18 protein-coding genes and 1 pseudogene are annotated in these 23,304 nt (G+C 72.9%); 7 read left to right on the plus strand and 12 right to left on the minus strand.

The window, feature by feature from the left end:
• Positions 1–103 precede the first annotated feature (103 nt).
• Positions 104–904: a crotonase/enoyl-CoA hydratase family protein gene (locus tag ACFWUY_RS35340; protein ID WP_384119547.1), complete on the minus strand. Its 801-nt coding sequence runs from the start codon at positions 902–904 to the stop codon at positions 104–106.
• A 165-nt stretch (positions 905–1,069) separates the two neighbouring features.
• On the opposite strand from ACFWUY_RS35340, the gene ACFWUY_RS35345 reads away from it, so the two are divergent.
• Positions 1,070–2,737: an acyl-CoA synthetase gene (locus ACFWUY_RS35345; RefSeq protein ID WP_384119550.1), complete on the plus strand. Its 1,668-nt coding sequence runs from the start codon at positions 1,070–1,072 to the stop codon at positions 2,735–2,737.
• Here the strand turns inward: ACFWUY_RS35345 and ACFWUY_RS35350 are convergent.
• Positions 2,734–3,327, minus strand: coding sequence for a TetR/AcrR family transcriptional regulator (locus tag ACFWUY_RS35350; protein WP_384119553.1), 594 nt, complete (start codon positions 3,325–3,327; stop codon positions 2,734–2,736). The genes ACFWUY_RS35345 and ACFWUY_RS35350 overlap by 4 nt on opposite strands.
• A 127-nt stretch (positions 3,328–3,454) precedes the next feature.
• Here ACFWUY_RS35350 and ACFWUY_RS35355 point away from each other — a divergent pair, with 127 nt between their 5' ends.
• The gene (locus ACFWUY_RS35355; RefSeq protein ID WP_384119556.1) at positions 3,455–4,405 is read left to right on the plus strand and encodes a TIGR03620 family F420-dependent LLM class oxidoreductase; all 951 of its coding nucleotides are present in this window, start codon (positions 3,455–3,457) and stop codon (positions 4,403–4,405) included.
• 456 nt (positions 4,406–4,861) lie between these two features.
• Here ACFWUY_RS35355 and ACFWUY_RS35360 read toward each other — a convergent pair whose 3' ends face one another.
• A complete protein-coding gene (locus ACFWUY_RS35360) occupies positions 4,862–5,122 on the minus strand; it encodes an alpha/beta fold hydrolase (RefSeq protein ID WP_384119561.1) in 261 nt (86 codons plus the stop codon).
• Between the two features lie 103 nt (positions 5,123–5,225).
• On the opposite strand from ACFWUY_RS35360, the gene ACFWUY_RS35365 reads away from it, so the two are divergent.
• Positions 5,226–6,041 (plus strand): pentapeptide repeat-containing protein, encoded by an 816-nt coding sequence (locus ACFWUY_RS35365; protein WP_384119564.1) that lies wholly within the window; start codon positions 5,226–5,228, stop codon positions 6,039–6,041.
• Between the two features lie 15 nt (positions 6,042–6,056).
• Here ACFWUY_RS35365 and ACFWUY_RS35370 read toward each other — a convergent pair whose 3' ends face one another.
• The 3 genes and pseudogenes from ACFWUY_RS35370 to ACFWUY_RS35380 form a co-directional block, all read right to left on the minus strand.
• Entirely contained in the window at positions 6,057–6,833 is a 777-nt protein-coding gene (locus ACFWUY_RS35370) for a GNAT family N-acetyltransferase (RefSeq protein WP_384119643.1), read from the minus strand.
• A gap of 41 nt (positions 6,834–6,874) precedes the next feature.
• Positions 6,875–7,042: pseudogene (locus tag ACFWUY_RS35375) on the minus strand (cupin); the annotation flags it as partial.
• A 201-nt stretch (positions 7,043–7,243) separates the two neighbouring features.
• The gene (locus ACFWUY_RS35380; protein WP_384119567.1) at positions 7,244–7,672 is read right to left on the minus strand and encodes a hypothetical protein; all 429 of its coding nucleotides are present in this window, start codon (positions 7,670–7,672) and stop codon (positions 7,244–7,246) included.
• Positions 7,673–8,039: 367 nt separating this feature from the next.
• Here ACFWUY_RS35380 and paaK point away from each other — a divergent pair, with 367 nt between their 5' ends.
• On the plus strand, positions 8,040–9,326 hold the full coding sequence (gene paaK / locus ACFWUY_RS35385) for a phenylacetate--CoA ligase PaaK (protein WP_384119570.1): 1,287 nt from the start codon (positions 8,040–8,042) through the stop codon (positions 9,324–9,326).
• Here paaK and ACFWUY_RS35390 read toward each other — a convergent pair.
• Positions 9,295–10,836: a fatty acyl-CoA synthetase gene (locus ACFWUY_RS35390; protein WP_384119573.1), complete on the minus strand. Its 1,542-nt coding sequence runs from the start codon at positions 10,834–10,836 to the stop codon at positions 9,295–9,297. The genes paaK and ACFWUY_RS35390 overlap by 32 nt on opposite strands.
• A 114-nt stretch (positions 10,837–10,950) precedes the next feature.
• On the opposite strand from ACFWUY_RS35390, the gene ACFWUY_RS35395 reads away from it, so the two are divergent.
• A complete protein-coding gene (locus tag ACFWUY_RS35395; protein WP_384119576.1) occupies positions 10,951–13,380 on the plus strand; it encodes a penicillin acylase family protein in 2,430 nt (809 codons plus the stop codon).
• Between the two features lie 22 nt (positions 13,381–13,402).
• Here the strand turns inward: ACFWUY_RS35395 and ACFWUY_RS35400 are convergent, their stop codons facing one another.
• From ACFWUY_RS35400 to ACFWUY_RS35415, 4 genes are all read right to left on the minus strand, one after another.
• Positions 13,403–14,500 (minus strand): calcium:proton antiporter, encoded by a 1,098-nt coding sequence (locus ACFWUY_RS35400; RefSeq protein ID WP_384119579.1) that lies wholly within the window; start codon positions 14,498–14,500, stop codon positions 13,403–13,405.
• Between the two features lie 102 nt (positions 14,501–14,602).
• On the minus strand, positions 14,603–15,271 hold the full coding sequence (locus tag ACFWUY_RS35405; RefSeq protein WP_384119582.1) for a hypothetical protein: 669 nt from the start codon (positions 15,269–15,271) through the stop codon (positions 14,603–14,605).
• A gap of 69 nt (positions 15,272–15,340) precedes the next feature.
• Positions 15,341–16,891 carry an acyl-CoA synthetase gene (locus ACFWUY_RS35410; protein ID WP_384119586.1) on the minus strand — a complete coding sequence of 517 codons (1,551 nt, stop codon included), beginning with the start codon at positions 16,889–16,891 and terminating at the stop codon, positions 15,341–15,343.
• Positions 16,888–17,997 (minus strand): NAD(P)H-dependent flavin oxidoreductase, encoded by a 1,110-nt coding sequence (locus tag ACFWUY_RS35415; protein ID WP_384119589.1) that lies wholly within the window; start codon positions 17,995–17,997, stop codon positions 16,888–16,890. The genes ACFWUY_RS35410 and ACFWUY_RS35415 overlap by 4 nt, the downstream gene beginning before the upstream one ends.
• A gap of 169 nt (positions 17,998–18,166) precedes the next feature.
• On the opposite strand from ACFWUY_RS35415, the gene ACFWUY_RS35420 reads away from it, so the two are divergent.
• Together ACFWUY_RS35420 and ACFWUY_RS35425 are read left to right on the plus strand one after the other, a co-directional pair.
• A complete protein-coding gene (locus ACFWUY_RS35420; protein WP_384119594.1) occupies positions 18,167–19,972 on the plus strand; it encodes a serine hydrolase in 1,806 nt (601 codons plus the stop codon).
• Between the two features lie 261 nt (positions 19,973–20,233).
• Complete coding sequence (locus tag ACFWUY_RS35425) at positions 20,234–22,270, plus strand: exo-alpha-sialidase (RefSeq protein WP_384119598.1); 2,037 nt, start codon at positions 20,234–20,236, stop codon at positions 22,268–22,270.
• A 75-nt stretch (positions 22,271–22,345) separates the two neighbouring features.
• On the opposite strand, the gene ACFWUY_RS35430 is transcribed toward ACFWUY_RS35425, so the two are convergent.
• On the minus strand, positions 22,346–23,254 hold the full coding sequence (locus ACFWUY_RS35430; RefSeq protein WP_384119603.1) for a LysR family transcriptional regulator: 909 nt from the start codon (positions 23,252–23,254) through the stop codon (positions 22,346–22,348).
• Positions 23,255–23,304 lie beyond the last annotated feature (50 nt).

Here is a 23,304-nt window from a genome sequence, read left to right on the forward strand (position 1 = left end):
CTCAAACGCCGGACGGGCTGAAGATTCAGCCCCGCCGGCGTTTGAGGCGCGGGGGTCCGGGGCGGAGCCCCCGGTTTCGGGAAGGGGCGGGGCGGGGAAAGGCTCACTCCCGCCGGTACTCCGGCGCCCGCTTCTCCGCGAACGCCCTCGCCCCCTCCTTCGCGTCCGCCGTGTCGAAGACCGGCCACCCCCGCTTCAGTTCGGCGGCCAGCCCCTCCGTCTCGGTCATCTCAGCCGTCTCGTAGACCGAGGCCTTCACCGCCTCGACCGCCAGGGGCCCGCACGCGTTGATCCGGTCGGCGATGTCGAGGGCCGCGTCGAGCGCGGTGCCGTCGGGGACGACGCGTCCGACGAGTCCGATGCGGGCGGCTTCCTCCGCGGTGTACGGGCGGCCCGTGAGGAGCATTTCGAGGGCGTGGGTGCGGGCGATCTGCCTGGGCAGGCGGACCGTGGAGCCGCCGATCGGGAAGAGCCCGCGCCGGACCTCGAAGAGGCCGAAGGTGGCGGAGGCGGCCGCGACCCGGATGTCGGTGCCCTGGAGGATCTCGGTACCGCCGGCGACGCAGTACCCCTCGACGGCGGCGATGACGGGTTTGCGGGGGCGGTGGTGGCGCAGCATCGCCTTCCAGTGCAGGTCGGGGTCGGCCTTCAGCCGGTCCCGGTACCCCTCGCCCTCCATTCCCTTGCCGGCCAGGGCCTTGAGGTCCATGCCGGCGCAGAAGGCGCCGCCCGCGCCGGTGAGGACGACCGAGCGGACGCCGTCGTCGGCGTCGGCCTCCAGCCAGCCGTCGTAGAGGCCGACGAGCATCGGCAGTGAGAGGGCGTTCTTGGCCTCGGGCCGGTTCAAGGTGAGGACGAGCGTGGCGCCTTCGCGCCGCACGTCGAGGTGTTCGGTGCCACCCATGGGGGTCTCCCGTCTCCAGTTCTGGAACAGGTTGCAGTAGCCCGGGGCCCAGTTCAATAGTTTTCTGACACATAGTCAGATTCTTCTGTGCGAGCTCTTCCCCTCGTCGGCGTACGGCGCTCTAATGACCGCCCGAGTCAGTGCGAACCGGGGTCAGGAGGAACGGTGGAGTACAACCTTGCCGACCTGTTCGAATCGGTCGTCGACGTGGTTCCCGACCGCGAGGCGCTGGTGTACGTCGACCACCCGGGCACGGGCGCGGAACGGCGGCTCACCTACTCCCAGCTGGACGCCGCGGCCAACCGGATCGCCCACCACCTCATCGACGCGGGCATCCGGCCCGGCGAACACCTCGGGCTCCACCTCTACAACGGCGTCGAGTACCTGCAGACCGTCCTCGCCTGCCTCAAGGCGCGGATCGTGCCGGTCAACGTGAACTACCGTTACGTGGAGGAGGAGTTGGTCTACCTCTACCGGGACGCCGACCTCGCCGCGCTCGTCTTCGACGCCGAGTTCACCGACCGGGTCGCGGCGGCGCTGCCGCAGACGGAGAAGCTGCGGCACCTCGTGCGGGTGGGGACCCCGGCCGAGGGGTCGGCCGCCCTCGACTGCGTGCCGTACACCGGGGCGGAGGCCGCCGGCTCGCCGGAGCGCGGCTTCGGGCCCCGCTCGGCCGACGACCTCTTCATCATCTACACCGGCGGCACGACCGGGATGCCCAAGGGCGTCCTGTGGCGCCAGGAGGACCTGTTCTTCGCGGGTCTTTTCGGTGGGGACCCCTCGGGCGAGCCCGTGAAGCGCCCCGAGGAGCTGGCCGACCGGGTCGCGGCCGGCGGCGCCGGCATCACCTTCTTCCCCGCGCCGCCGCTCATGCACGGCACGTCCACGCTGACCGCGTTCATCGCCTTCCACTACGGGCAGCGGGTCGTCCTGCACCGCAAGTACGTCCCGGAGGAGGTCCTGCGCACCCTGGAGAAGGAGAAGGTCTCCAGCATCTCCCTGGTCGGGGACGCGATGCTGCGGCCGCTCGTGGACGCGCTGCGCGGGCCGCTGAGGGGCACGGACCTCTCGGCCCTGTTCAGCCTCTCCTCCTCCGGGGCGATCATGTCCGACACCGTACGGGCCCAGCTCCAGGAGCTGATGCCGAACGTCCTGCTGCTCAACAACTTCGGTTCCACCGAGTCGGGTTCAAACGGCCGCGCGACCGACGACTCCGGTCCCGCCAGGGGCTTCCGGCTGCACGTCAACGAGCGCACCCAGGTGGTCGACCCGGCGACCCGTGCCCCGGTCGCCCCCGGCGAGACCGGCCGGCTCGCCCAGCGCGGCCACGTGCCGCTCGGCTACTACAACGACCCCGCCAAGACCGCCGAGACCTTCTTCGAGCGGGACGGGACGCGGTGGGTGCTCCTCGGGGACATGGCGACCGTGGACGAGGCCGGAGTGGTCACCGTCCTGGGGCGCGGTTCCCAGTGCATCAACACGGGCGGCGAGAAGGTCTACCCGGAGGAGGTGGAGCAGGCCCTGAAGTCCCATCCCGACGTGTACGACGCGCTGGTCGCCGGAGTGCCCGACGCCCGCTGGGGCAACCACGTCGCCGCGGTCGTCCAGCTCCGCGCGGACGCCCCGCCGCTGGACCTGGAGGCCCTGCAGAGCCACTGCCGCCCCCGCCTCGCCGGGTACAAGGTGCCCCGCCAGCTGGTCCTCACCGACCGGATCCAGCGCTCCCCCAGCGGCAAGGCGGACTACCGCTGGGCCCGCTCGGTGGCCGTGGACGCGGCCGCTTCGGGTACGGGTACAGGTACGGGCACGAACCAGGGCGGCGCCGGGTCCTAGGGTGTGTCCGGCCGGGCGGCCGTCGCGTCGAGGACGAGGGCCAGCAGGCGGCCGGGCTGTTCGGCGTCGCCGCCGTGCGCGGTGGCGAGCGCGATGCCGACGACGAGCCGCACCAGGTCGTCGGCGTCCAGGCCGGCGCGGGCGGAGCCGTACGCCTGGGCCCGGGCGAGCAGCCGGGCCGCCGCGTCGACGATGATCCGGCGGCAGTCGGGACCCGTGCCGTCCGGCCCCTCGACCATCAGCGCGCTCCCCATGCCCTGGTTGAGCCGCGCGTGCTCCAGGAGCGCGCCCAGCCACCGCGCCAGGGCCTCGTCGGGCCCCTCCGTGTCCGGCAGTGCGTCCGCCTGCGCGCACAGGCGTCCGATCCGGTCGGTGAGCACGGCGGCCAGGAGCGCCTGACGGTTCGGGAAGTGGCGGTAGAGGGTGCCGGGGCCGACGCCCGCCCGCTGGGCGATCCGGTTGAGCGAGGCTCCGGGGCCGGACGCGGCGAACTCCTCGTGCGCCGCCGCGACGAGACGGTCGCGGTTGAGGCGCGCGTCGGTGCGCCGCGGCTCCGGAGCGGCGGCGCCACGCCCCTGGTCGGTCGGCATCGTCGTGCCCTTCGGTCGTGCGGCGGTGGCCGGCCCGTCGTACCCCGGCTGGCCAAACGGAGAGGTTCTCCGTATCGTACCGCCCAGGAACCGGAGAACCTCTCCGGTAAGTGACCGAGGGGGCGGCATGACCGGCGACGAACGCGGCGGACCCGGACGGATCGGGATCTGGACCTTCGCCTACGAAGGACAGCCCGCCGGACGGGTGAGGGAATCGGCCGCGGAACTCGACGAGTTGGGGTACGGCGCCCTCTGGTACGGCGAGGGGTTCGGCCGCGACGCCGTGGGCCAGGCGTGGCTGCTGCTCTCGGCGACCCGGCGGATCACCGTCGCTTCCGGCATCGCCAACATCGCCTTCCGGGAACCGAACACGCTCGCCGCCGCGGAACGCGCCCTGGGCGACGCGTTCCCCGGCCGGTACGTCCTCGGTCTCGGCGGCCATCGGGTCGACGCCACCGTCCACCACGTCGACGGCTACCCCGTGCCGACCCGCGCCCGCGCCGTCACCACCCTGGGCTCCTACCTCGACTCCATGGACGCCTCGCCCGCCCACGGTCCGGTACCGGACCCCGCGCCCCGGCGGGTCCTGGCCGCCCTCGGCCCCAAGACGCTGGAACTGGCCGCCGCACGGACCTGGGGCGCCCACACCTACTTCGTACCGGTCGAGCACACCGCACGCGCCCGCCGGATCATGGGCCCCGCGGCCTTCCTCGGCGTCGAACAGGCCGTCGTTCTGGACCCCGACCGCGCCAGGGCGCGTGAGACCGCGACCGCGCACGTCGCCGGCTACACCTCCGGTGCCGCGCACCAGCGGGCCAACCTGCGCCGGCTCGGCTTCGGGGAGGAGGAGCTCGCCGGCCGCCCGAGCCGGCGGCTCGTCGACGCGATCGTCGCGTACGGCGACGTCGACACGGTCCTCCGGCGCGTCCGGCAGCACCTCGACGCCGGCGCCGACCACGTCTGCCTCCAGGTGCTGACCGCCGACCCGACCGCTCTGCCGGAAGCCGAATGGCGGGAGCTGGCTCCCGCGCTCGCCCCGCTCGCCCGGCCGGTCGAGGACTCCGGCGACCGCCGCTGAGACGCCCGGCGCCGTCGGCCGGTCACCGACACCGACCCGGCGGCAGACGGTTCACGGCGGCGCGTCACCACGCCGTGGTTCACCGCACAGGATCCCCCGAGGGCAGGGCTCGGAGTCCGAACTCCCTCAGTGCCGCCAGGAATTCTCCGGGCCGGTCCGTGTGGACGAGATGCCCCGCCTCGATCGTGACGCCGCGGGCGCCGGGGATGCGTGCGGCGAGCGAGGACAGGTGCTCCTGGGGGAGATGGCTGCTCGGGCCGCCCGCGAGGACGAGGGTGGGGGCCGTGATCGCGGACAGCCCCGCGCGCCAGGCCGGGTCGGGGGCGTTCAGCTGGGCGTCGGTGGCGGGGACGATCTCCCAGTCGAAGCCGAGGGGGCCCTCGGGGCGGACGGCCGGCGGACGCGGCGGGTCGAGCGGGACGAACGCCGGGGGCTCCTCCAGGACGAGCCGGCCGATCAGCTCCGGCTCCCGCTGGGCGAGCAGGCAGGCGGCACCTGCCGGTCGCAGCGGTACGTACCGGGGTCGGCGGGGTCGGCGCTCGCCCCGGTGCCGCGGGCGTCGAGGAGGACCAGGGAGCGGTGGGCGACGAGTCCGCCGAGGTCTCCGAGGTAGTCGGCGTCGCGCATCGGTCCGCCCGCCAGGCACACCAGCGGCTCGCCCTCCCCGTGGACGCGGTAGGCGAGTTCGGTCCCGTCGTACGTCGTGAACGTCGGCATGGCGACGATCCTCACCGGCGCCGGACGATCTCCGCAATCGGTTTCGCCGAGGGCGCGATACGGTGGACGGAACGTCCCCGATCAGCGAAGGAACCGTTTCACCGTGCCCGAGACCGGGGAACCCGCACTGCGCGGCGACTGCGCGAACTGCTTCGGCCTGTGCTGTGTGGCGCTGCCCTTCGCGAAGTCGGCCGACTTCGCCGTGGACAAGGCTCCCGGCAAGCCCTGCCGGAACCTCCAGGAGGACTTCCGCTGCGGCATCCACACCAAGCTGCGGCCCAGCGGTTTCCAGGGGTGCACGGTGTACGACTGCTTCGGTGCGGGCCAGCGGGTCTCCCAGGTGACCTTCGGTGGGGTGTCCTGGCGCGAGGCGCCGGAGACCGCGAGCCGGATGTACGACGTGTTCTACGTGATGCGCCAGCTCCACGAGCTGCTGCGGTATCTCACCGAGGCGCTGGACCGGCCGGCGGCCGGGCCGGTCCACGCCGAGCTGCGGGTGGCGCTCGACCGTGTCGAGGGGCTCGCCCGGGGTTCGGCGGACACGCTGGAGGCGCTGCGGGTGCCCGAGGTCCGCGCCGACGTGAACCGGCTGCTGCTGCGGACGAGCGAGCTGGTCCGCGCGACGGCGGGCGGGAAGCCGAGGAGCCGGCGCGGAGCGGACCTGATCGGGAAGCGGCTGCGGGGCGCGAAGCTGCGCGGCACCGACCTGCGGGGCGCGCTGCTGATCGCCGCCGATCTCACGGGGGCGGATCTGTCGCTCGCGGATCTGATCGGCGCCGACCTGCGGGACGCCGATCTGTCGGGGGCCGATCTGACCGGCGCCCTGTTCCTGACGCAGCCCCAGCTGAACGCGGCGCGCGGAAACGCCGGCACCCGCCTCCCGGAGGGTTTCGAGCGCCCCGCGCACTGGGCGGCCTGAACGGCGCGTGGCGTTCTACCCGGCGTACGTGTACGGGGTCGTGGTGGAGAGGGTGAGGAAGCCGAGGCGCTGGAGGATCGGGCGGCTCGTGTCGGCCGCGTCGACCTGGACGTAGCGGTGGCCGCGTTCGGCCGCGAGGCGCGCGCGGTGGGCGACGAGCGCGCGGTAGAGGCCGCAGCCCCGCCAGCCCTCGACGGTGCCGCCGCCCCAGAGGCCGGCGAAGTCGGTGCCGGGACAGAGTTCGAGGCGGGCCGCGCTGACGGGTTCGCCGGCCGCGAGGGCGACGACGGCGGTGACGGTGTCGGTGTCGGCCGCGAGACGGTCGAGGAGCTGGCGGCCGATGTGGGTGCTGTCGGTGCCGAAGGCGCGTTCGTGGACCTCGACCACCTGGCGCACCCCGGCCTCGTCGGTGACGGCGCGGAGTTCGACGCCTTCCGGCAGTGGTACGTCCTGGGGCAGCGACGCGGCTTCGGCGGCCATCAGGGTCTCGGGGTCCTCGGCGGTGAAGCCGGCGGCGAGGAGCCGGTCTCCGAGGTCGGCGGGGGTGTCGTGGGCGTACAGCTTCCACTCGAAGGGCAGGCCGGCGGCGCGGTAGTGGTCGATCTGTCCGGCGATGGCGTCATCGGCGCCGGTCGCGTCGAGGCCGGACCAGAGCACGCCGTTCCAGGCGTGCTCCGGTCCGGTCTGCCGGACGACGTCACCGACGCGCTCGACCCGGCAGCCGGGCCCGTCGGGGCGGGCTTCGCGGCGGAGCTGGCGGTCGTACAGGTCACGCAGGTGCTGGGGTTCCATGGGGGCCACTCCAGCACCGCGTCCGACCTGCGGCAACGGGTTTACCGGCCCACGACGGGTCTTCCCGCGTCGTGCCGGAGGGGGGTGATCTGTTCGATGTCGTAGCGGACCCGGAGCCGTTCGACGGCCTGGTGGTCGACCTCGCCGCCCGAGCCGAGGATCTCCACGAGTTCCTCGAAGTACCGCTCGTGGTCGGGCGGCGGCGAGGGTCTCCTTGCCGGTGCCGTGGTTGCGGCCGACGAGTTCGGTGAAGTAGCGGCCCATGTCGGCCTTGGCCTGCTCGCTGGCCTCCCGGCCGGCGGCGGAGATGAAGGTGTCGGACCAGCCGGCCATCAGCGGCTGGTCGCCCTCGGGCACGCCCATGAGTTCGCTGACCATGGCGAGCGGGAACGGCCGGTTGACGAGTTCCATCAGGTCGACGGGAGCGCCGTGCTCCTCGACCCGGTCCAGGAGCCCGTCCATGACGTTCTGGGCGTGGTCGCGCAGGGCGCGCAGGGCGCGGGCGCTGAAGGCGCGGGCGACGACGCGGCGCATCCGGGTGCGGTCCGGCGGGTCGGCGAAGCCGACGGCGCCCTCCATGGGGATGAAGTGGGGGCGACGCGGGTGATGGAGCGGCCCCAGACGGCCTGGCGGCTGAAGCGCGGGTCGACGGAGACGAACTTGACGTCCTCGTAGCGGGTGACGAGCCAGGCGTACCCCTCGCCGTGCGGCAGCCGAACCCGGGTGACGGGGTCCTCGTGCAGCAGTTTCGCGAGCAGCGGGTCGAAGTCGAGACCGGTGAGGTCGGGGACGGCCCAGAAGCGGACCTGGGGGATGTCGGCGTCGGTGGTGGTGGTCACGGCGCCGTCCCCTCGGGGGCGGCGGCTGCGGGGCGGTGCGGGCGGGGCATGACGGTCACTTTCGTCCGGGCGCGCGGGCGGGCCGCCAGCCGGAACCGGGGCGACGGCACCGAGACCGGGCGGACCTCGGCCGGCCAAGGGGCGGACCTCGGCCGGCCAAGGCTTCCCGGCCGGGCGGGACTCCTCGCCCGCGGAGCCGTGAAAGACACCCCGAGGTGTGACGTACGGCCCTCGACCGGCCGTCAGGAGCTGCGGGGAAAGTCCGTCAGCCCCCTTGCCAACCCCCGGGTGCCTCCGGTTTTACTGGCCCGGAACGGATCTACCGAATGATCGGTAGTCCGTTTTACGACCGTGGAGGAGTGGCGCGATGACGGAACTGCTGGACAGCGGCGAACGGCTCGGACGCGAGGAGCTGGCGGCGCTCCAGCTGGAGCGGCTGCGCGCGACCCTGCGCCACGCGTACGAGAACGTGGACTTCCACCGGCGCTCCTTCGACGCGGCCGGGGTGACACCGGACGACTGCCGGACGCTCGCGGACCTGACCCGTTTCCCCTTCACCACCAAGGCGGACCTGCGCGACCACTATCCCTTCGGCATGTTCGCCGTCGGACAGGACCGGATCCGCCGTGTCCACGCCTCCAGCGGCACCACCGGCCGGCCGACCGTCGTCGGCTACACCGAGGGCGACCTCGACATGTGGGCGGACGTGGTGGCCCGGTCCCTGCGCGCGGCCGGCGCCCGTCCCGGGCACAAGGTCCATGTGGCGTACGGGTACGGCCTGTTCACCGGCGGGCTCGGCGCCCACTACGGCGCGGAGCGGCTCGGGTGCACGGTGATCCCCGCCTCGGGCGGCATGACGGCCCGGCAGGTGCGGCTCATCCGGGACTTCCGTCCCGAGATCATCATGGTGACCCCCTCGTACATGCTCACGCTGCTCGACGAGTTCGAGCGGCAGGGCGTGGACCCGCGGTCGACCTCCCTGAAGGTGGGCGTCTTCGGCGCCGAGCCGTGGACGGAGGCGATGCGGAAGGAGATCGAGGAGGCGTTCGCGATCGACGCGGTCGACATATACGGCCTGTCGGAGGTGATCGGGCCCGGCGTGGCGCAGGAGTGCGTGGAGACCAAGGACGGGCTGCACATCTGGGAGGACCACTTCTACCCGGAGGTCGTCGACCCGTTCACGGGCGAGTCGCTGCCGGACGGGGAGGAGGGGGAGCTGGTCTTCACCTCGCTCACCAAGGAGGCCATGCCGGTGATCCGCTACCGGACCCGTGACCTGACCCGGCTGCTGCCGGGGACCGCGCGGGTGTTCCGGCGGATGGAGAAGGTGACAGGGCGCAGCGACGACATGATCATCCTGCGCGGGGTGAACCTCTTCCCGACGCAGATCGAGGAGATCGTGCTCCGCACCCCGGGCGTGGCCCCCCACTTCCAGTTGCGGCTGACCCGGGAGGGGCGGCTCGACGCCCTGACCGTACGCGCCGAGGCGCGGGCGGGAGCGACGGGCGAGGAGCGGGCGGCGGCGGCCGGAGCGATCGCGGCGGCGGTCAAGGACGGGATCGGTGTCTCGGTCGGGGTCGAGGTGGTCGACCCCGAGACGCTGGAGCGTTCGGTGGGCAAGATCAAGCGGATCGTGGACCTGCGGGGGGAGTAGTGGACCCGTCGGCGAAGCGGTCGCGGAGTTCGCGCTTGAGGATCTTGCCGCTGGCGTTGCGCGGCAGTCCGGGCGTGAAGTGGACGCGCTTGGGGGCCTTGAAGTGCGGGAGGTTCTCCCGGGCGTGGGCGAGGAGTTCGGCCTCGGTGACTTCGCCGCGCGGGACGACGACGGCCGTGACCGCCTCGATCCAGCGGTCGTCGGGGAGGCCGATCACGGCCACCTCGGCGACGCCCGGATGGGTGTAGAGGGCGTCCTCGACCTGCCGGGAGGCGACCAGCACTCCTCCGGAGTTGATGACGTCCTTCACCCGGTCGACGATCGTGTAGTAGCCCTCGGCGTCACGGACGGCGAGGTCGCCCGAGTGGAACCAGCCGCCGCGGAAGGCCTCCTTGGTCTCCTCGGGCTTGCGCCAGTAGCCGTCGCACAGCTGCGGGGAGCGGTAGACGATCTCGCCGGGGGTGCCGTCGGGGACGTCGTCGCCGTTCTCGTCGACGACGCGGGCCTCGACGTGACGGACAGGACGGCCGCAGGACTCCATCCGGCCTTCGTGCTCGTCGGGGCCGAGGACGGTGGCGAGCGGGCCGATCTCCGACTGGCCGAAGCAGTTGTAGAAGGCGAGGCCGGGCAGCCGGGCGCGCAGTCGCTCCAGGACGGGCACGGGCATGATCGAGGCCCCGTAGTAGGCCTTGCGGAGGGCCGACAGGTCGCGCGTCGCGAAGTCGGGGTGGTTGGCGAGGCCGATCCAGACGGTCGGCGGGGCGAAGAGGCTGTCGGCCCGGCCCGCCTCGATCAGGTCGAACAGGACGGCCGGATCGGGTCCGTCGATGATCGTGTTCTCGGCGCCGACGGCGAGGTACGGCAGCAGGAAGACGTGCATCTGGGCCGAGTGGTAGAGCGGCAGCGCGTGCACGGGCCGGTCGTCCTCGCGCAGGTCGAGGGCCTCGACGGCGCTCGCGTACTCGTGGGCGAGCGCCAGATGGGTCATCGTCGCGCCCTTGGGGAGGGCGGTGGTGCCCGAGGTGTAGAGCAGCTGGGCGATGTCGCGGGCGTCGCGGTCGGTGAGGTACGTCTCCGGTTCGGCGAGCGCGTCGAGGAATGAACCGGGGGCGTCCCGAAGCGCCTTGACCGCGAAGCCGTCGGGGACGCGGTCCGCGAGAGCGGGGTCGGCGAGGACGAGGGAGCTGTCCGACTGCTCCAGGACGTACGCCAGGTCCTCGCCCGTCAGGTGGTGGTTGACCGGCACGTGGATCAGTCCGGCCCGGGCGCAGGCGAGGAACGCGATGAGGTAGGCGTCCGAGTTGTGGCCGTACGTCGCCACCCGGGCGTACTCCGGCAGGGCGAGGCCGTGCCGTCGCTCCCGCAGGACGGCGGCGGCGGTGGAGACGGCCGCGTCCAGCTCCGCGTACGTCCAGGTCCGGTCGGCGTAGCGGACGGCGATCCGGTCGGGGACGCGCCGGGCGCTCGCGCGCAGGAAACCGTCGACGGTACGGCTGGGGAGTCGGTCCATGCGGTGATCCTCGGCGTGGAGAGGGCGGAAGGTCAAGTGCCGTGCGGCTCTCCGTACATGCCCGGACCTCGGATACCGAACGGGATGTTGACAAGGGGGCGCGCACCTGGGTGCATGGTCCAACCCACAGTGCTCACAAGTCCGTTGGGAGAAACGTTGCATCTCCGCACCCGTCTGAAACACCTGGCGCTCGCCGGCGCGGCACTCGCCGTCGTCACCGCCTCGCTTCCCGGGGCGGCCTCCGCCGACTCCGGGGGCCGGGGTCACCACCCCTCCGACCGGGGCCTGTCGGCCGTCATCCGGTACACCGAGTACGGCATCCCGCACATCGTGGCCAAGGACTACGCGAACCTCGGCTTCGGGACGGGCTGGGCCCAGGCCGCCGACCAGGTCTGCACGCTCGCGGACGGCTTCCTGACCGTGAACGGGGAACGCTCCCGGCACTTCGGTCCGGACGCCGCCACGGACGGTTCGCTCTCCTCCGCCACCACGAACCTCTCCAGCGACCTGTACTTCCGTGGCGTGAAGGAGGCCGGGACGGTCGAGGGGCTGCTCGCGACCCCCGCGCCGGCCGGGCCGAGCGGCGACCTCAAGGAGCTGATGCGCGGCTGGGCGGCCGGGTACAACGCCTGGTTGCGGAAGAACCGGATATCGGATCCCGCCTGCGCGGGGGCCGACTGGGTCCGTCCGGTGACCGCGCTCGACGTGGCCCGGCGCGGCTTCGCCGTGTCGGTGCTCGGCGGGCAGGGCCGAGCCGTCGACGGCATCACCGCCGCCCGGCCGCCGGCCGCTCCCACGGGCGCGCCCGGGCAGGCACCCGACCCGGACCGTACGGCGGCCGCCGCCCGGGACCTGTTCGCCGCCGAGAACGCCACCATGGGTTCGAACGCCGTCGCGTTCTCCGGGGCCACCACGGCGAACGGGCGCGGGCTGCTCCTGGGCAACCCGCACTACCCCTGGCAGGGGGGCAGGCGCTTCTGGCAGTCGCAGCAGACCATCCCCGGCGAGCTGAACGTCTCCGGTGCCTCGCTCCTCGGGACGACCGTCGTGAACATCGGCTTCAACGACAAGGTGGCCTGGAGCCACACCGTCGCCACCGGCGTCACGCTCAACCTGCACCAGCTGGCACTCGTGCCCGGCGACCCGACCTCGTACCTGGTGGACGGGAAGCCCGAGCGGATGACCCCGCGCACGGTGACCGTGGCCGTCAAGGGCGGCGCGCCCGTCACCCGTACCCAGTGGTGGACCCGGTACGGCCCGGTCGTCGGCGGGCTCGGCGCGCAGCTGCCGCTGCCGTGGACCGCGACCACGGCGTACGCGCTCAACGACCCCAACGCGGCCAACCTGCGCGGCTCCGACACCGCGCTCGGCTTCGGAAAGGCCCGCTCGACGCGGGACGTCGCCGACACGCTGCGCCGCACCCAGGGGCTGCCCTGGGTCAACACGATCGCGGCCGACTCGGCGGGGCACTCGTACTTCAGCCAGTCCCAGGTGCTCCCCCGGATCACCGACGAGCTCGCCGCCCGCTGCTCCACCCCGCTCGGCCGGGCCACCTACCCGTCCTCGGGTGTCGCCGTGCTCGACGGCTCGCGCGCGGACTGCGCGCTCGGCTCCGACCCGGACGCGGTGCAGCCGGGGATCTTCGGCCCGGCCCGGATGCCGGTGCTGCGGGACACCCCGTACGTCGAGAACTCCAACGACAGCGCCTGGCTGACCAACGCCGACCGGCCGCTGACCGGTTACGAGCGGATCTTCGGCACGGTCGCGACCTCCCGCTCGCTCCGCACCCGGGGCGGCGTCGAGGACGTGACGGCGATGGCGGAACGCGGCGGGCTCACGGTGGCCGACCTCCAGCGCCAGCAGTTCGCCAACCGGGCGCCGGCCGGTGACATGGCGGCGGCCGACACGGCGAAGGCCTGCGCGTCCGCCCTGCCCGGGGACCCGGAGGTCTGCCGGGTGATCGGTGCCTGGGACCGGACGGTGAACGCCGACAGCCGGGGCGCGCTGCTCTTCGACCGGTTCTGGCGGAAGTTCACCGGCACGGTGAAGCCGGCCGACCAGTGGCAGGTGCCGTTCTCGCCGGCCGACCCGGTCCGCACCCCGCACACCCTGAACACGGCGACGCCCGGTTTCGCGAAGGCGCTGACCGACGCGGCGGAGGAGCTGCGGGCCGCCGGGATCCCGCTGGACGCGCCGCTCGGCGCCCACCAGTTCGTCGTACGGAACGGGGAGCGGCACCCGATCGGCGGTGGCACCGAGGCGCTCGGCATCTGGAACAAGACCGAGCCCGTGTGGGACGCGGCGGGCGGCGGCTACACGGAGGTCGCGCACGGGACCAGCCACGTCCAGGCGGTGGGCTGGGACGGCGGCCGGTGCCCGGTGGCCCGCACCCTGCTCTCGTACTCCCAGTCGTCGAACCCGGCGTCGCCGCACTACAGCGACCAGACCCGGCTGTACGCGGGCGAGCGCTGGGTGACCTCACGGTTCTGCGAGAAGGACATCCTGCGCTCGCCGGCGCTGCGGGTGGTGGTCGTCAGGGGCTGAACGATTCTTCGGCAGCCCCTCGTCAGGGGCTGAACGACAGGAAGACGAAGGCGGCGAAGATCGCGAGATGGACGCCGCCCTGGAGCAGGGTGGCCCGTCCGGGCACCACGGTCAGGGCGCTCACCACACCGGTCAGCACGAGCAGGACCATGTGGAGCGGGCCCAGGCCGAGCACGAGGGGCCCGGACAGCCAGATCGAGGCGAGCGCGATCGCCGGAATCGTCAGTCCGATGCTGGCGATCGCGGAGCCGTACGCGAGGTTGAGGCTGGTCTGCACACGGTCCCGGCGGGCCGCGCGGACGGCGGCGAGGGTCTCGGGCAGCAGCACCATCAGGGCGATGACGACGCCGACGACCGCCTTGGGCAGGCCCGCCGACTCGACGCCGTTCTCGATGGTCGGCGAGATCAGCTTGGCGTTGCCGACGACGGCGACGAGGGCCACGAGCAGCAGGCCGAGGCTGGTCCAGGCCTCGCTCTTGGTCGGCGGCTCGGCGTGCTCCTCCTCGGACTCGTGACCCGGCCGGGGCACCGGGAGGAAGTAGTCCCGGTGCCGTACGGTCTGGACGCCGACGAACACGCCGTACAGGCAGAGGGAGGCGACGGCGGCGAAGGCGAGCTGGTCGGGGGAGAACTCGGGGCCCGTCTCGCTGGTGGTGAAGGTGGGCAGGACCAGCGTCATCGTGGCCAGGGTGCAGACGGTGGCGAGTGCGCCGCCCGAGCCTTCGGCGTTGAAGACCGCGACCCTGGTGCGGAGCGCGGCGACGAGGAGGGAGAGGCCGACGATGCCGTTGCAGGTGATCATGACGGCGGCGAAGACGGTGTCGCGCGCGTAGGTCGAGGTCTTCTCGCCGCCGCCCGCCATCAGTGTGACGATGAGTCCGACCTCGATGACGGTGACCGCCACGGCGAGGACGAGCGAGCCGAAGGGTTCGCCGACGCGGTGGGCGATCACCTCGGCGTGGTGGACCGCCGCGAGGACGGCGGCGACCAGACAGAGCGTGATGAGCACGACGGCGAAACCCGGGAGATCCCGCCCCCAGGCCGCCGCAAGCGCAAGCGCCGCCACCACCGGCCCCCAGGTGGTCCACTGCCGTGCCGTCGACGCCGTACTCGAACTCATGATCCGCATCCTGCCATAAAGCAGGCTTTCGTCCGTTTCGTTCGTGCGTCGGCGTCCGCCGCCGGGTCCGCAGGAGCCATGGGGCCGCTCCCGGCCCCTCCGTCACACGCGCCAGTCCTCGCAGTACTGGAGGTGCAGGGTGCCGGGTACGTGCCGGCGCGTCAGTGGCCGGGACCACGGGCCGGAGGTGAGCTCCACGCAGAAGTGACCGGCGCCCGGATAGCGGCGCAGCCGGGACGCGGCCCGGTCGGCGAGGCCGTGCAGCGCGGCGCCGTGCTCACGGAACGCGGTGGGGCTGCCCACGACGAAGAGGGTGTGGGCGGCGATGTCGAAGCCGAGGTGGTCACGGTACGTCGGGTGGTACCGCCGCCGGTGGTCGACGGCGCTCTCGTCGGGGACGTCACGGTCCGGTGTGCGCGCGGTGTGCGGCCTGCCGGGACCGAGCCCGGACCGGATCCGTTTCCACGACGCCGTCGGGAACTGCAGGCTGTGGTGGACCAGGACCAGGTCGAGCGAGACCGGTTCGCCGTCGCCGGTGAGGCCGTCGGGGGCCGGATCGGTCCGGATCGGCAGGTGGACGAGCGACCGGGCGGACCGGGCGGCCAGCGCCCACAGGGCGGCGAGCCGGTCGGCGCCGCCCCGGTCCGCGTACATCGACAGCCAGTGGCCGTCGTCGCGCAGGGACAGCCGCGCGGGGGCCGGAGCCGGCCTGATGACCCTGACCTCGCGGCCGTCCACCCGGACCTGGTGTATCCGTACCCGCTGTTCCACGCATCTCCTCCGACCACTTGCCGCCGTACCCTAACCCGAACACGCCGGGCGGGGTCCGGAGCGGGCGGTCTAGAGCGGGCGGTCGCGGCCCTCCCAGTACGGGTCGCGGAGGCGGCGCTTGTAGAGCTTGCCGTTGGGGTCGCGGGGCATGACCGGGACGAAGTCGACCGACTTCGGGCGTTTGAAGCCGGCGAGCCGGTCCGCGCAGTGGGACAGGATCTCGGCGGCGAGCGCCGGCCCCGGCTCGTGTCCCTCGGCCGCCTCGACGACGGCCTTGACCTCCTCGCCCCAGTCGGTGTGGGGGATGCCGAAGGCCGCGGCGTCCGCGACGGCGGGGTGGGCGAGCAGCGCGGCCTCGATCTCGGCCGGGTAGATGTTGACCCCGCCGGAGATGATCATGTCGATCTTGCGGTCGCGGAGGAAGAGATAGCCGTCCTCGTCGAGGACGCCGAGGTCGCCGACGGTGAAGAAGTCGCCGATGCGGTTCTTCGCCGTCTTCGCCTCGTCCTTGTGGTACTGGAAGCCGCCGGTGTTCATCTTCAGGTAGACGGTGCCGAGTTCACCGGGCGGCAGCCGGGTGCCGTCGTCGTCGAAGACGGCGAGTTCGCTGATGGGCCAGGCCCGGCCGACCGTGCCGGGCCTCTTCAGCCACTCCTCGGCGGTCGCGAAGGCGCCGCCGCCCTCGCTGGCGGCGTAGTACTCCTCGACGCAGCGCCCCCACCAGTCGATCATCGCCCGCTTCACGTGCTCGGGGCAGGGGGCGGCGCCGTGGAGGGCGTGGCGCATCGAGGAGACGTCGTACCGCTCCCGCACCTCCTCGGGGAGGGAGAGGAGCCGGTGGAACTGGGTGGGGACCATGTGGGTGTGGGTGCAGGCGTACCGGTCGATCAGCCGGAGCATCTCCTCGGGCGTCCACCGGTCCATGAGGACGAGGGGGTGTCCGATGTGCAGAGCGGCGGCGGCGAACTGGAGCACGGCCGTGTGGTAGAGCGGCGAGCAGACGAGATGCACGTTCCCGTCGGCGGGCCGGATGCCGAAGATGCCGAGGAACCCGCCGAGATGGGTCTCCTCCGGAAGCTTTCCGGGGAGCGGGCGGCGGATGCCCCGGGGCCGCCCCGTGGTGCCGGAGGTGTAGTTCATGACCCAGCCGAGGGTGCGGTCGGCGGGCGCCGCCCCGTCCTGGCCCTCGAGCAGTTCCGCGTACGGGCGGAAGCCCGGCACCGTCCCGACGGCGTACCGGTGGGTGGCGGCGAGCCCGGCCTCGTCGGCGGCGAGGGTGACCGCCTCGGCGAACCGCTCGTGGGCGAGGAGGACCTTGGCGCCGGAGTCGGCGACGATCCAGCCGATCTCGGGTCCGACGAAGTGGTGGTTGACGGGGACGAGGTAGAACCCGGCCTGGGTGGCGGCGAGATGGGCGGCGAAGAACTCGGGGCCGTTGGGCAGGACGACGGCGAAGGCGTCGCCGCGTTCGAGACCGGCGGCGCGCAGCCCGCGGACCAGGCGGTTGGCCTCGGTGTGCAGCCGGCCGGCGGTCCACTCCTCGCCGTCGGGTGCGACGAGGACCGTGCGGCCGGGGTCGGCGGCGGCCTGGGCCCAGAAGCCGGTGGGACTCTGATTCACCGTGCGCTCCGTCCGGCGATGCGGTTGACGCGGTCGACGGCCTTCTCGAAGCCGCGGGTGAGCTCGTCGACGACCTGCTGGACGCTGCGCTCGGAGTTCATCCGGCCGACGATCTGCCCGACGGGGGTGCCGAGGAGCGGCTCGACCTCGTACTTCTGGATACGGGAGACGGCCTCGGCGACGAGGAGGCCCTGGAGCGGCATGGGGAGCGTGCCCGGCCCCGACGGGTCGTCCCAGGCGTCGGTCCACTCGGTGCGGAGCTGCCGGGCGGGCTTGCCGGTCAGCGCGCGGGAGCGGACCGTGTCGCCGGAACCGGCGGCGAGGAGTTTGGCCGTGAGGGCGCGGGAGTGCAGCTCGGCCTCGGTGGTGGTGAGCCAGATCGAGCCGAGCCAGACGCCCTGGGCGCCGAGGGCGAGTCCGGCGGCGATCTGTTCGCCGCTGCCGATGCCACCGGCGGCGAGCACGGGCAGCGGGGACACGGCGTCGACGACCTCGGGGGTGAGGACCATGGAGGCGATCTCGCCGGTGTGGCCGCCCGCCTCGTAGCCCTGGGCGACGACGATGTCGATGCCGGCCTCGGCGTGGTGGCGGGCGTGGCGGGCGCTGCCGGCGAGGGCGGCGACGAGGACGCCGTGGTCGTGGGCGCGGGCGACGACGTCCGGGGGCGGGGAACCGAGGGCGTTGGCGAGGAGTTTGATCGGGTAGTCGAAGGCCACGTCGAGCTGGTTGCGGGCGACCTGCTCCATCCAGCCGGTGATGCGCCAGCCGGAGGCCTCTCCCTCGGCGAGTTCGGGGACGCCGTGCTTGGCGAGGGTGGCGCGGACGAACGCCCGGTGCTCCTCCGGGATCATGGCCTCGACGTCGGCTTCGGTCACCCCCTCGACCTTCTTGGCGGGCATCACGACGTCGAGGCCGTAGGGCAGTCCCTCGGTGTGTTCCTGCATCCAGTCGAGGTCGCGGGCGAGGTCGTCGGGGGCGGTGTAGCGGACCGCGCCGAGGACGCCGAACCCGCCGGCTCTGGTGAGTGCGGCGGCTACCGCGGGGAAGGGCGTGAAGCCGAAGATGGCGTGCTCGATCCCCAGTGTGCGACTCAGCTCCGTCTTCATGGGCGCAGGATGCCGCAGCGGCGCGACGGAGGGAAGAGTTTTCCTGATGGTGCGTCAGATTCTTTGCGGTGGCGCGCGCTTCCGCGAGTCACCCGCCCTCCGGTAGAAAGTTTCAGTCTTTCCGGTGTGGCCGAAGTTTTCTTTCAGGGAGCTGTGGGAGAGGGTGGGCATGACGGAGGAGTCCAGGAAGGGACGGGGTCCGAGCCGCCGCGCGTTCGGCGGCGGTGTCCTCGCCCTGGGAGGCGCGCTGATGATCGGTACGATTCCGGGCGCCGCGGCCGCCCCGGAACCGGGCCCCGAGGGCACCGGCAGCTCCGGCCGAACCGGTGGCGCCGGTGGCGCCGGGGCGCGGCGGACCACCCTGCGGCGCGGGTCCGCCGTGCGGGCCGGACTCCTGCCCGAGCACCTCGACCGGCTGGTCACGGACGCCGAGGCCTTCCTCGGTCCCTCCCCCGCCCACCCCTGGTACGCGGGCGCCGTGCTGCTCGCCGGACGGGGCGGGACGGTCGCGCTGCACCGGCCGATCGGCATGGCCGTGCGGTACGCGGCGTACGACGAGAAGACCGACACGGGTGTGGAGCTGCCGCCGGAGAAACAGCTCCCCATGACCGAGGACACCGTCTTCGACCTGGCGTCGGTCTCCAAGCTGTTCACCTCGATCCTGGCGGTGCAGCAGATCGAGCGCGGGGCGCTCGAACTGGAGGCGAAGGTCACCGCCTACCTGCCGGAGTTCGGCGGCGGGGGGAAGGGGGACGTCACCGTCCGGCAGCTGCTCACCCACACCTCCGGGTTCCGGTCCTGGATCCCGCTGTACCGGGAGCCGACGCGGGAGGGGAAGCTGCGGCGGCTCTGGGCCGAGACCCTGGCGAACCCGCCGGGCTCCGCGTACCTCTACTCCGATCTGAACCTGATCACGCTTCAGCTGATCCTGGAGGAGATCACCGGTCTCGGTCTGGATGTCCTGCTCCACGACGAGATCACCGCTCCGCTCGGGATGCACCGCACTCGTTTCAATCCGCCGCTCTCCTGGCGGCCGGAGATCGCCGCCACCGAGGACGCCCGGCCGCCGTGGTCCGGCCTCGACCGGGGCATGGTGTGGGGCGAGGTCCACGACGAGAACGCCCACAGCCTGGGCGGGGTCGCCGGCCACGCCGGGATCTTCTCCCGCGCCTGGGACCTCGCGATCCTCGCCCGCACGCTGCTCAACGGCGGGGCGTACGGCAGGGCCCGCATCCTCTCCCCCGCCTCGGTGGAGCTGATGTTCACCGACTTCAACACCGCCTTCCCCGGCGACGAGCACGGGCTCGGCTTCGAGCTCCACCAGCACTGGTACATGGGTGCCATGGCCACTCCCCGGACGGCCGGGCACACCGGCTTCACCGGCACCAGCCTCGTCCTGGACCCGACGACCGACGCGTTCCTGATCGTCCTCGGCAACTCCGTTCACCCGGTGCGTTCCTGGCGCTCCGGCTCCGCGCCGCGCGTCGCCACCGCGAACCGGCTGGCGAGGGCCGTGCCCGTACGGCCGGCCAGGGGCCGTACGGCCTGGTTCTCCGGCATGGAGAGCGGCACGACCGTCACGCTGACGCTCCCTCACGTGGCGGACGCCACGCGCCTGGAGTGCGCACTGTGGTGGGACACCGAGCCGGGCGTCGACCCGGCCGTCCTGGAGTCCTCGGCCGACGGCGGCACGACCTGGCAGCCGGTGCCCTTCACCACCGACGGGCACACCGCGCACCCGACGGGCGCGGTCAGCGGCTGGTCCGGCCGCGTCTGGCACACCGTGTCCGCGCCGCTGCCCGGGGACGTGCTCCTGCGCTGGCGGTACACCACGGACCGGCGGTACGTGGGGCGGGGCGTGTACGTGGACGGACTGCGGCTTCTCGACCGGGCGGAGCGCGTGGTGTTCGACGAGGCGCGTCCGGCGGACAGGACGCGGATCGAGGCGAACGGCTGGAGCAGATCGGCCGACTGAGCGGCCGGCCGATCGAACACGCCGCCGACCACCGGTGCGGACCGCGCACATGTGATCACATGGGGTACTGTCCTGGCGGGAAGATCTCACCGGGGGGATGAGACGAACGCGTAGGCGAGCGTCTGTCGTGTCGCCCGTCAGCGGTGCCCTTCCAGCCCGCGGGGGCCGTCGCCACCGGCCCGCTGACGAACGGCACAACCGCTTCGAGGCCCAGCCGCGCCACGACCCTTCCCCATCGCCTTCTCCACGAGGTGTCCCTTCATGCTGCCCCTGTCCGAGCGCCGTCCACCGGGCGCGCGCCGCTTCGCACTGTCCGCGTGGCTGTGCGCGCTCTCCCTCGCCGTCCTGGCCGCGGTCGTCCTCGCGGTCACGCCGCCGTCGCGCGCGTCCGCGTCGGCGACCACCACGACGACCACGACGACCACGACGACCACGACGGCGTCGCTCACCACCCAGGTGTCCAACACGCCGTTCAAGGCGCGGGAGAACTACTACTGCACGCGCATCCCGGCCCTCGTCACCAGCACGAAGGGTGTCCTCCTCGCCTTCGCCGAAGGGCGCACCCGGCTGACCACGACCGGCTGCCACGACGTCGGTGACAACGATCTCGTACTCAAGAGGTCCCTCGACGGGGGCGCGACCTGGCAGCCCCTCCAGATCGTCGTCGGCGGCTCCGACCAGCTCGCGCACGGCAACCCCGCGCCGGTCGTCGACGCCGTCACCGGGCGGATCACCCTGCTGTACTCCAGCAGCGACTGGAACCGTGACGAGGCCAACCCCAAACGCAACGGCTTCCCCCGCACCGTCCACGCCGTCCACAGCATGGACGGCGGAGTGACCTGGTCCCCTGGCGTGCCGCAGCCGCAGCTCAAGGCCACCGGCTGGGGCTGGGTCTCCACCGGTCCCGGTCACGGCATCCAGCTCAGCCGCGGGCCCCACCACGGCCGGCTGATCGTCCCGGGCGACCACACGGCCGGCGGCGACACGACCGCCGGTGGCCAGCTGTACTTCAGCGACGACGGCGGCCTCACCTGGAAGCTCGGCGCCAGCTCCGAGGCACCCAAGACCGGGTCGTTCCCGGGCGAGTTGACGGTCGCCCAGACCGTCGACGGTGACGTCTACGTCAACGCCCGCAACTCCGAGCCCACCCGCTGCCTGACCAACGAGCACCGGCTGAAGACCGTCAGCACCGACGGCGGCGGCTCCTTCGCGGCCCCCTTCACCCCGGTGGGCAACCTGGACACCTCCCCGGTGTTCGGGTCGCTGCTGCGGCTGCACGCCGGGGACCAGGACGAGAAGCCCGACCGGCTGCTGTACTCGGGTGCCTCCCGGCTGGGCCCCAGCCCGCTGGAGGACCGGCGCGAACTGGCCATCCGCTCCTCCTACGACGAGGGGAAGACCTGGGAGACCGTCGGCACCCTGGTCTCGGCGGCCCGCACCGGGTACTCCGATCTGACAGTGCTGGCCAACGGCTCCATCGGCGTCCTGTACGAGACGGCCGGGAACATCCCGCACGGCAACGTCGTCTTCACGGCCTTCACCGAGAAGGACATGGACGCCGCCGGCACCGAGCTGCGCCGCCCGCGCACGGCCGACACCCGCGAACGGCCTTCCGGCGAGGCCGGCAACCATGCCGTCATCCACGGCGGGGCCCAGCTCGGAACGCGTCTCGACGGCATGGCCATGGAGTTCGACGGCCAGGACGACTACCTGCGCCTCGTCTGCTCGCCGTCCCTGCGGGTCGACGACAAGGACTTCACCGTCACGGCCTGGTTCCGGCACTCGGCCACCACCGGCACGCTGCCGATCGTGTGGGCGTACGGGATGCCGGGCACCGACCCCTCGAAGAAGGGCCGGCACTTCTCGGTCCGGGCCGAACCCGGCGTGGGCGACGTCCTGCGCGCCACCGTCGGCACGGACATCGGCTCCACCGAGGTGACGCTCCCGTCCTCGTACAACGACGGCGCATGGCACCACGTCGTGTTCACCCGCCAGGGTCCGACCCTCAGCCTCGCGGTGGACGGGGCCGCTCCGGCCACCGCGATCATGCCGGCGGGAGCCTCGGCGGCGGAACGGAACCTCACCCCGGGCGCCGAGTTCAACATCCACATCGGTGCCCGGCCGGACTTCCCCAACCAGCCGGCCGGGGTCGCGCAGCTCTTCCGGGGCACCCTGGACGACGTACGGCTCTTCGGGACGGCGCTGACCGAGACCGAAGCGGCCGCGGTGAAGGCCGGTTCCCTCGCCGTGGCGACCGACGAGGAGAGGCTCCGCCTCGGTTTCACCACGATCTGGTAGACGGGTCGATCTCCTCGGCCGGCGGACGGACCGCCCGTCGGCCGAGGGCGGGGTGCGGCAGTCGGCGTGCTGCCCTCAGGCGCCGGTGTCCGACGCCGTGCGCAGGGCGGTCAGTACGGGGCTGATCAGGGGGTGCTCCTCCGCTCCGCGCCGGACGGCGGCGAAGACCCTGCGCGTCGGGGCGACGCCGTCGATCGGGCGGACCTCCACGCCCGAGAGCTCCATGCCGCGCAGGGCCGAACGCGGCACGAGCGCCACGCCCGCGGCCGCCGCCGCGAGGGCGACGACCGCGCGGAAGTCGTCGGACGAGTGCTCGAGACGCAACGCGAACCCCGCGTACTCACAGGCAAGGACGGTCACGTCATGGCAGGGGTTGCCGCTGGACTGGCCGATCCAGGTGTCCTTGGCGAGGTCGGCGAGCGCGACCCGCTCGTGGTGCGCCAGCGGGTGGCCCGGCGGCAGGACCGCGTCGAAGGGCTCCGCGTACAGCGGGACCCGGGTGAGCCGGGCGTCGTCCTCGCCCGGAGCGCCCCGGTACTCGACCGCGACGGCCACGTCCACCTGCCGGTCGAGGACCATGAGCAGACTCTCGTCGCCCTCGGCGTCCCGCACCCGGACCCGGATGCCGGGCGCGGTGCGGGCCAGGGCCGTGAGGGCGGGGGCCACCACGAGCCCGATGCCGGTGGCGAAGGCGGCGACCGTGACCGTACCGGCCTCGCCGGAGCTGTAGGCGGCGAGTTCGGACTCGGCGCGCTCCAACTGGGCGAGGACGGCGTTGGCGTGGCTGAGCAGGATCTCGCCGGCCGGGGTGAGACGGGCGCCGCGGGCGCTGCGGTCCACCAGGCGGTGGCCGGTCTCCTGCTCCAGGGCGGCGAGCTGCTGGGAGACGGCGGAGGGGGTGAGATAGAGCGCGGCGGCCGCCGCCGTGACCGTGCGGTGGTCGGCCACCGCACGGAGGATGTGCAACCGCCGCGCTTCGATCATGCCCCTAGTCTCGCAGGACCGGACCCCTGCTTCCGCCGCCGGCCGCGCGG

This window comes from Streptomyces sp. NPDC058664, from assembly GCF_042716635.1.
In the GTDB taxonomy this organism is placed as follows: domain Bacteria; phylum Actinomycetota; class Actinomycetes; order Streptomycetales; family Streptomycetaceae; genus Streptomyces.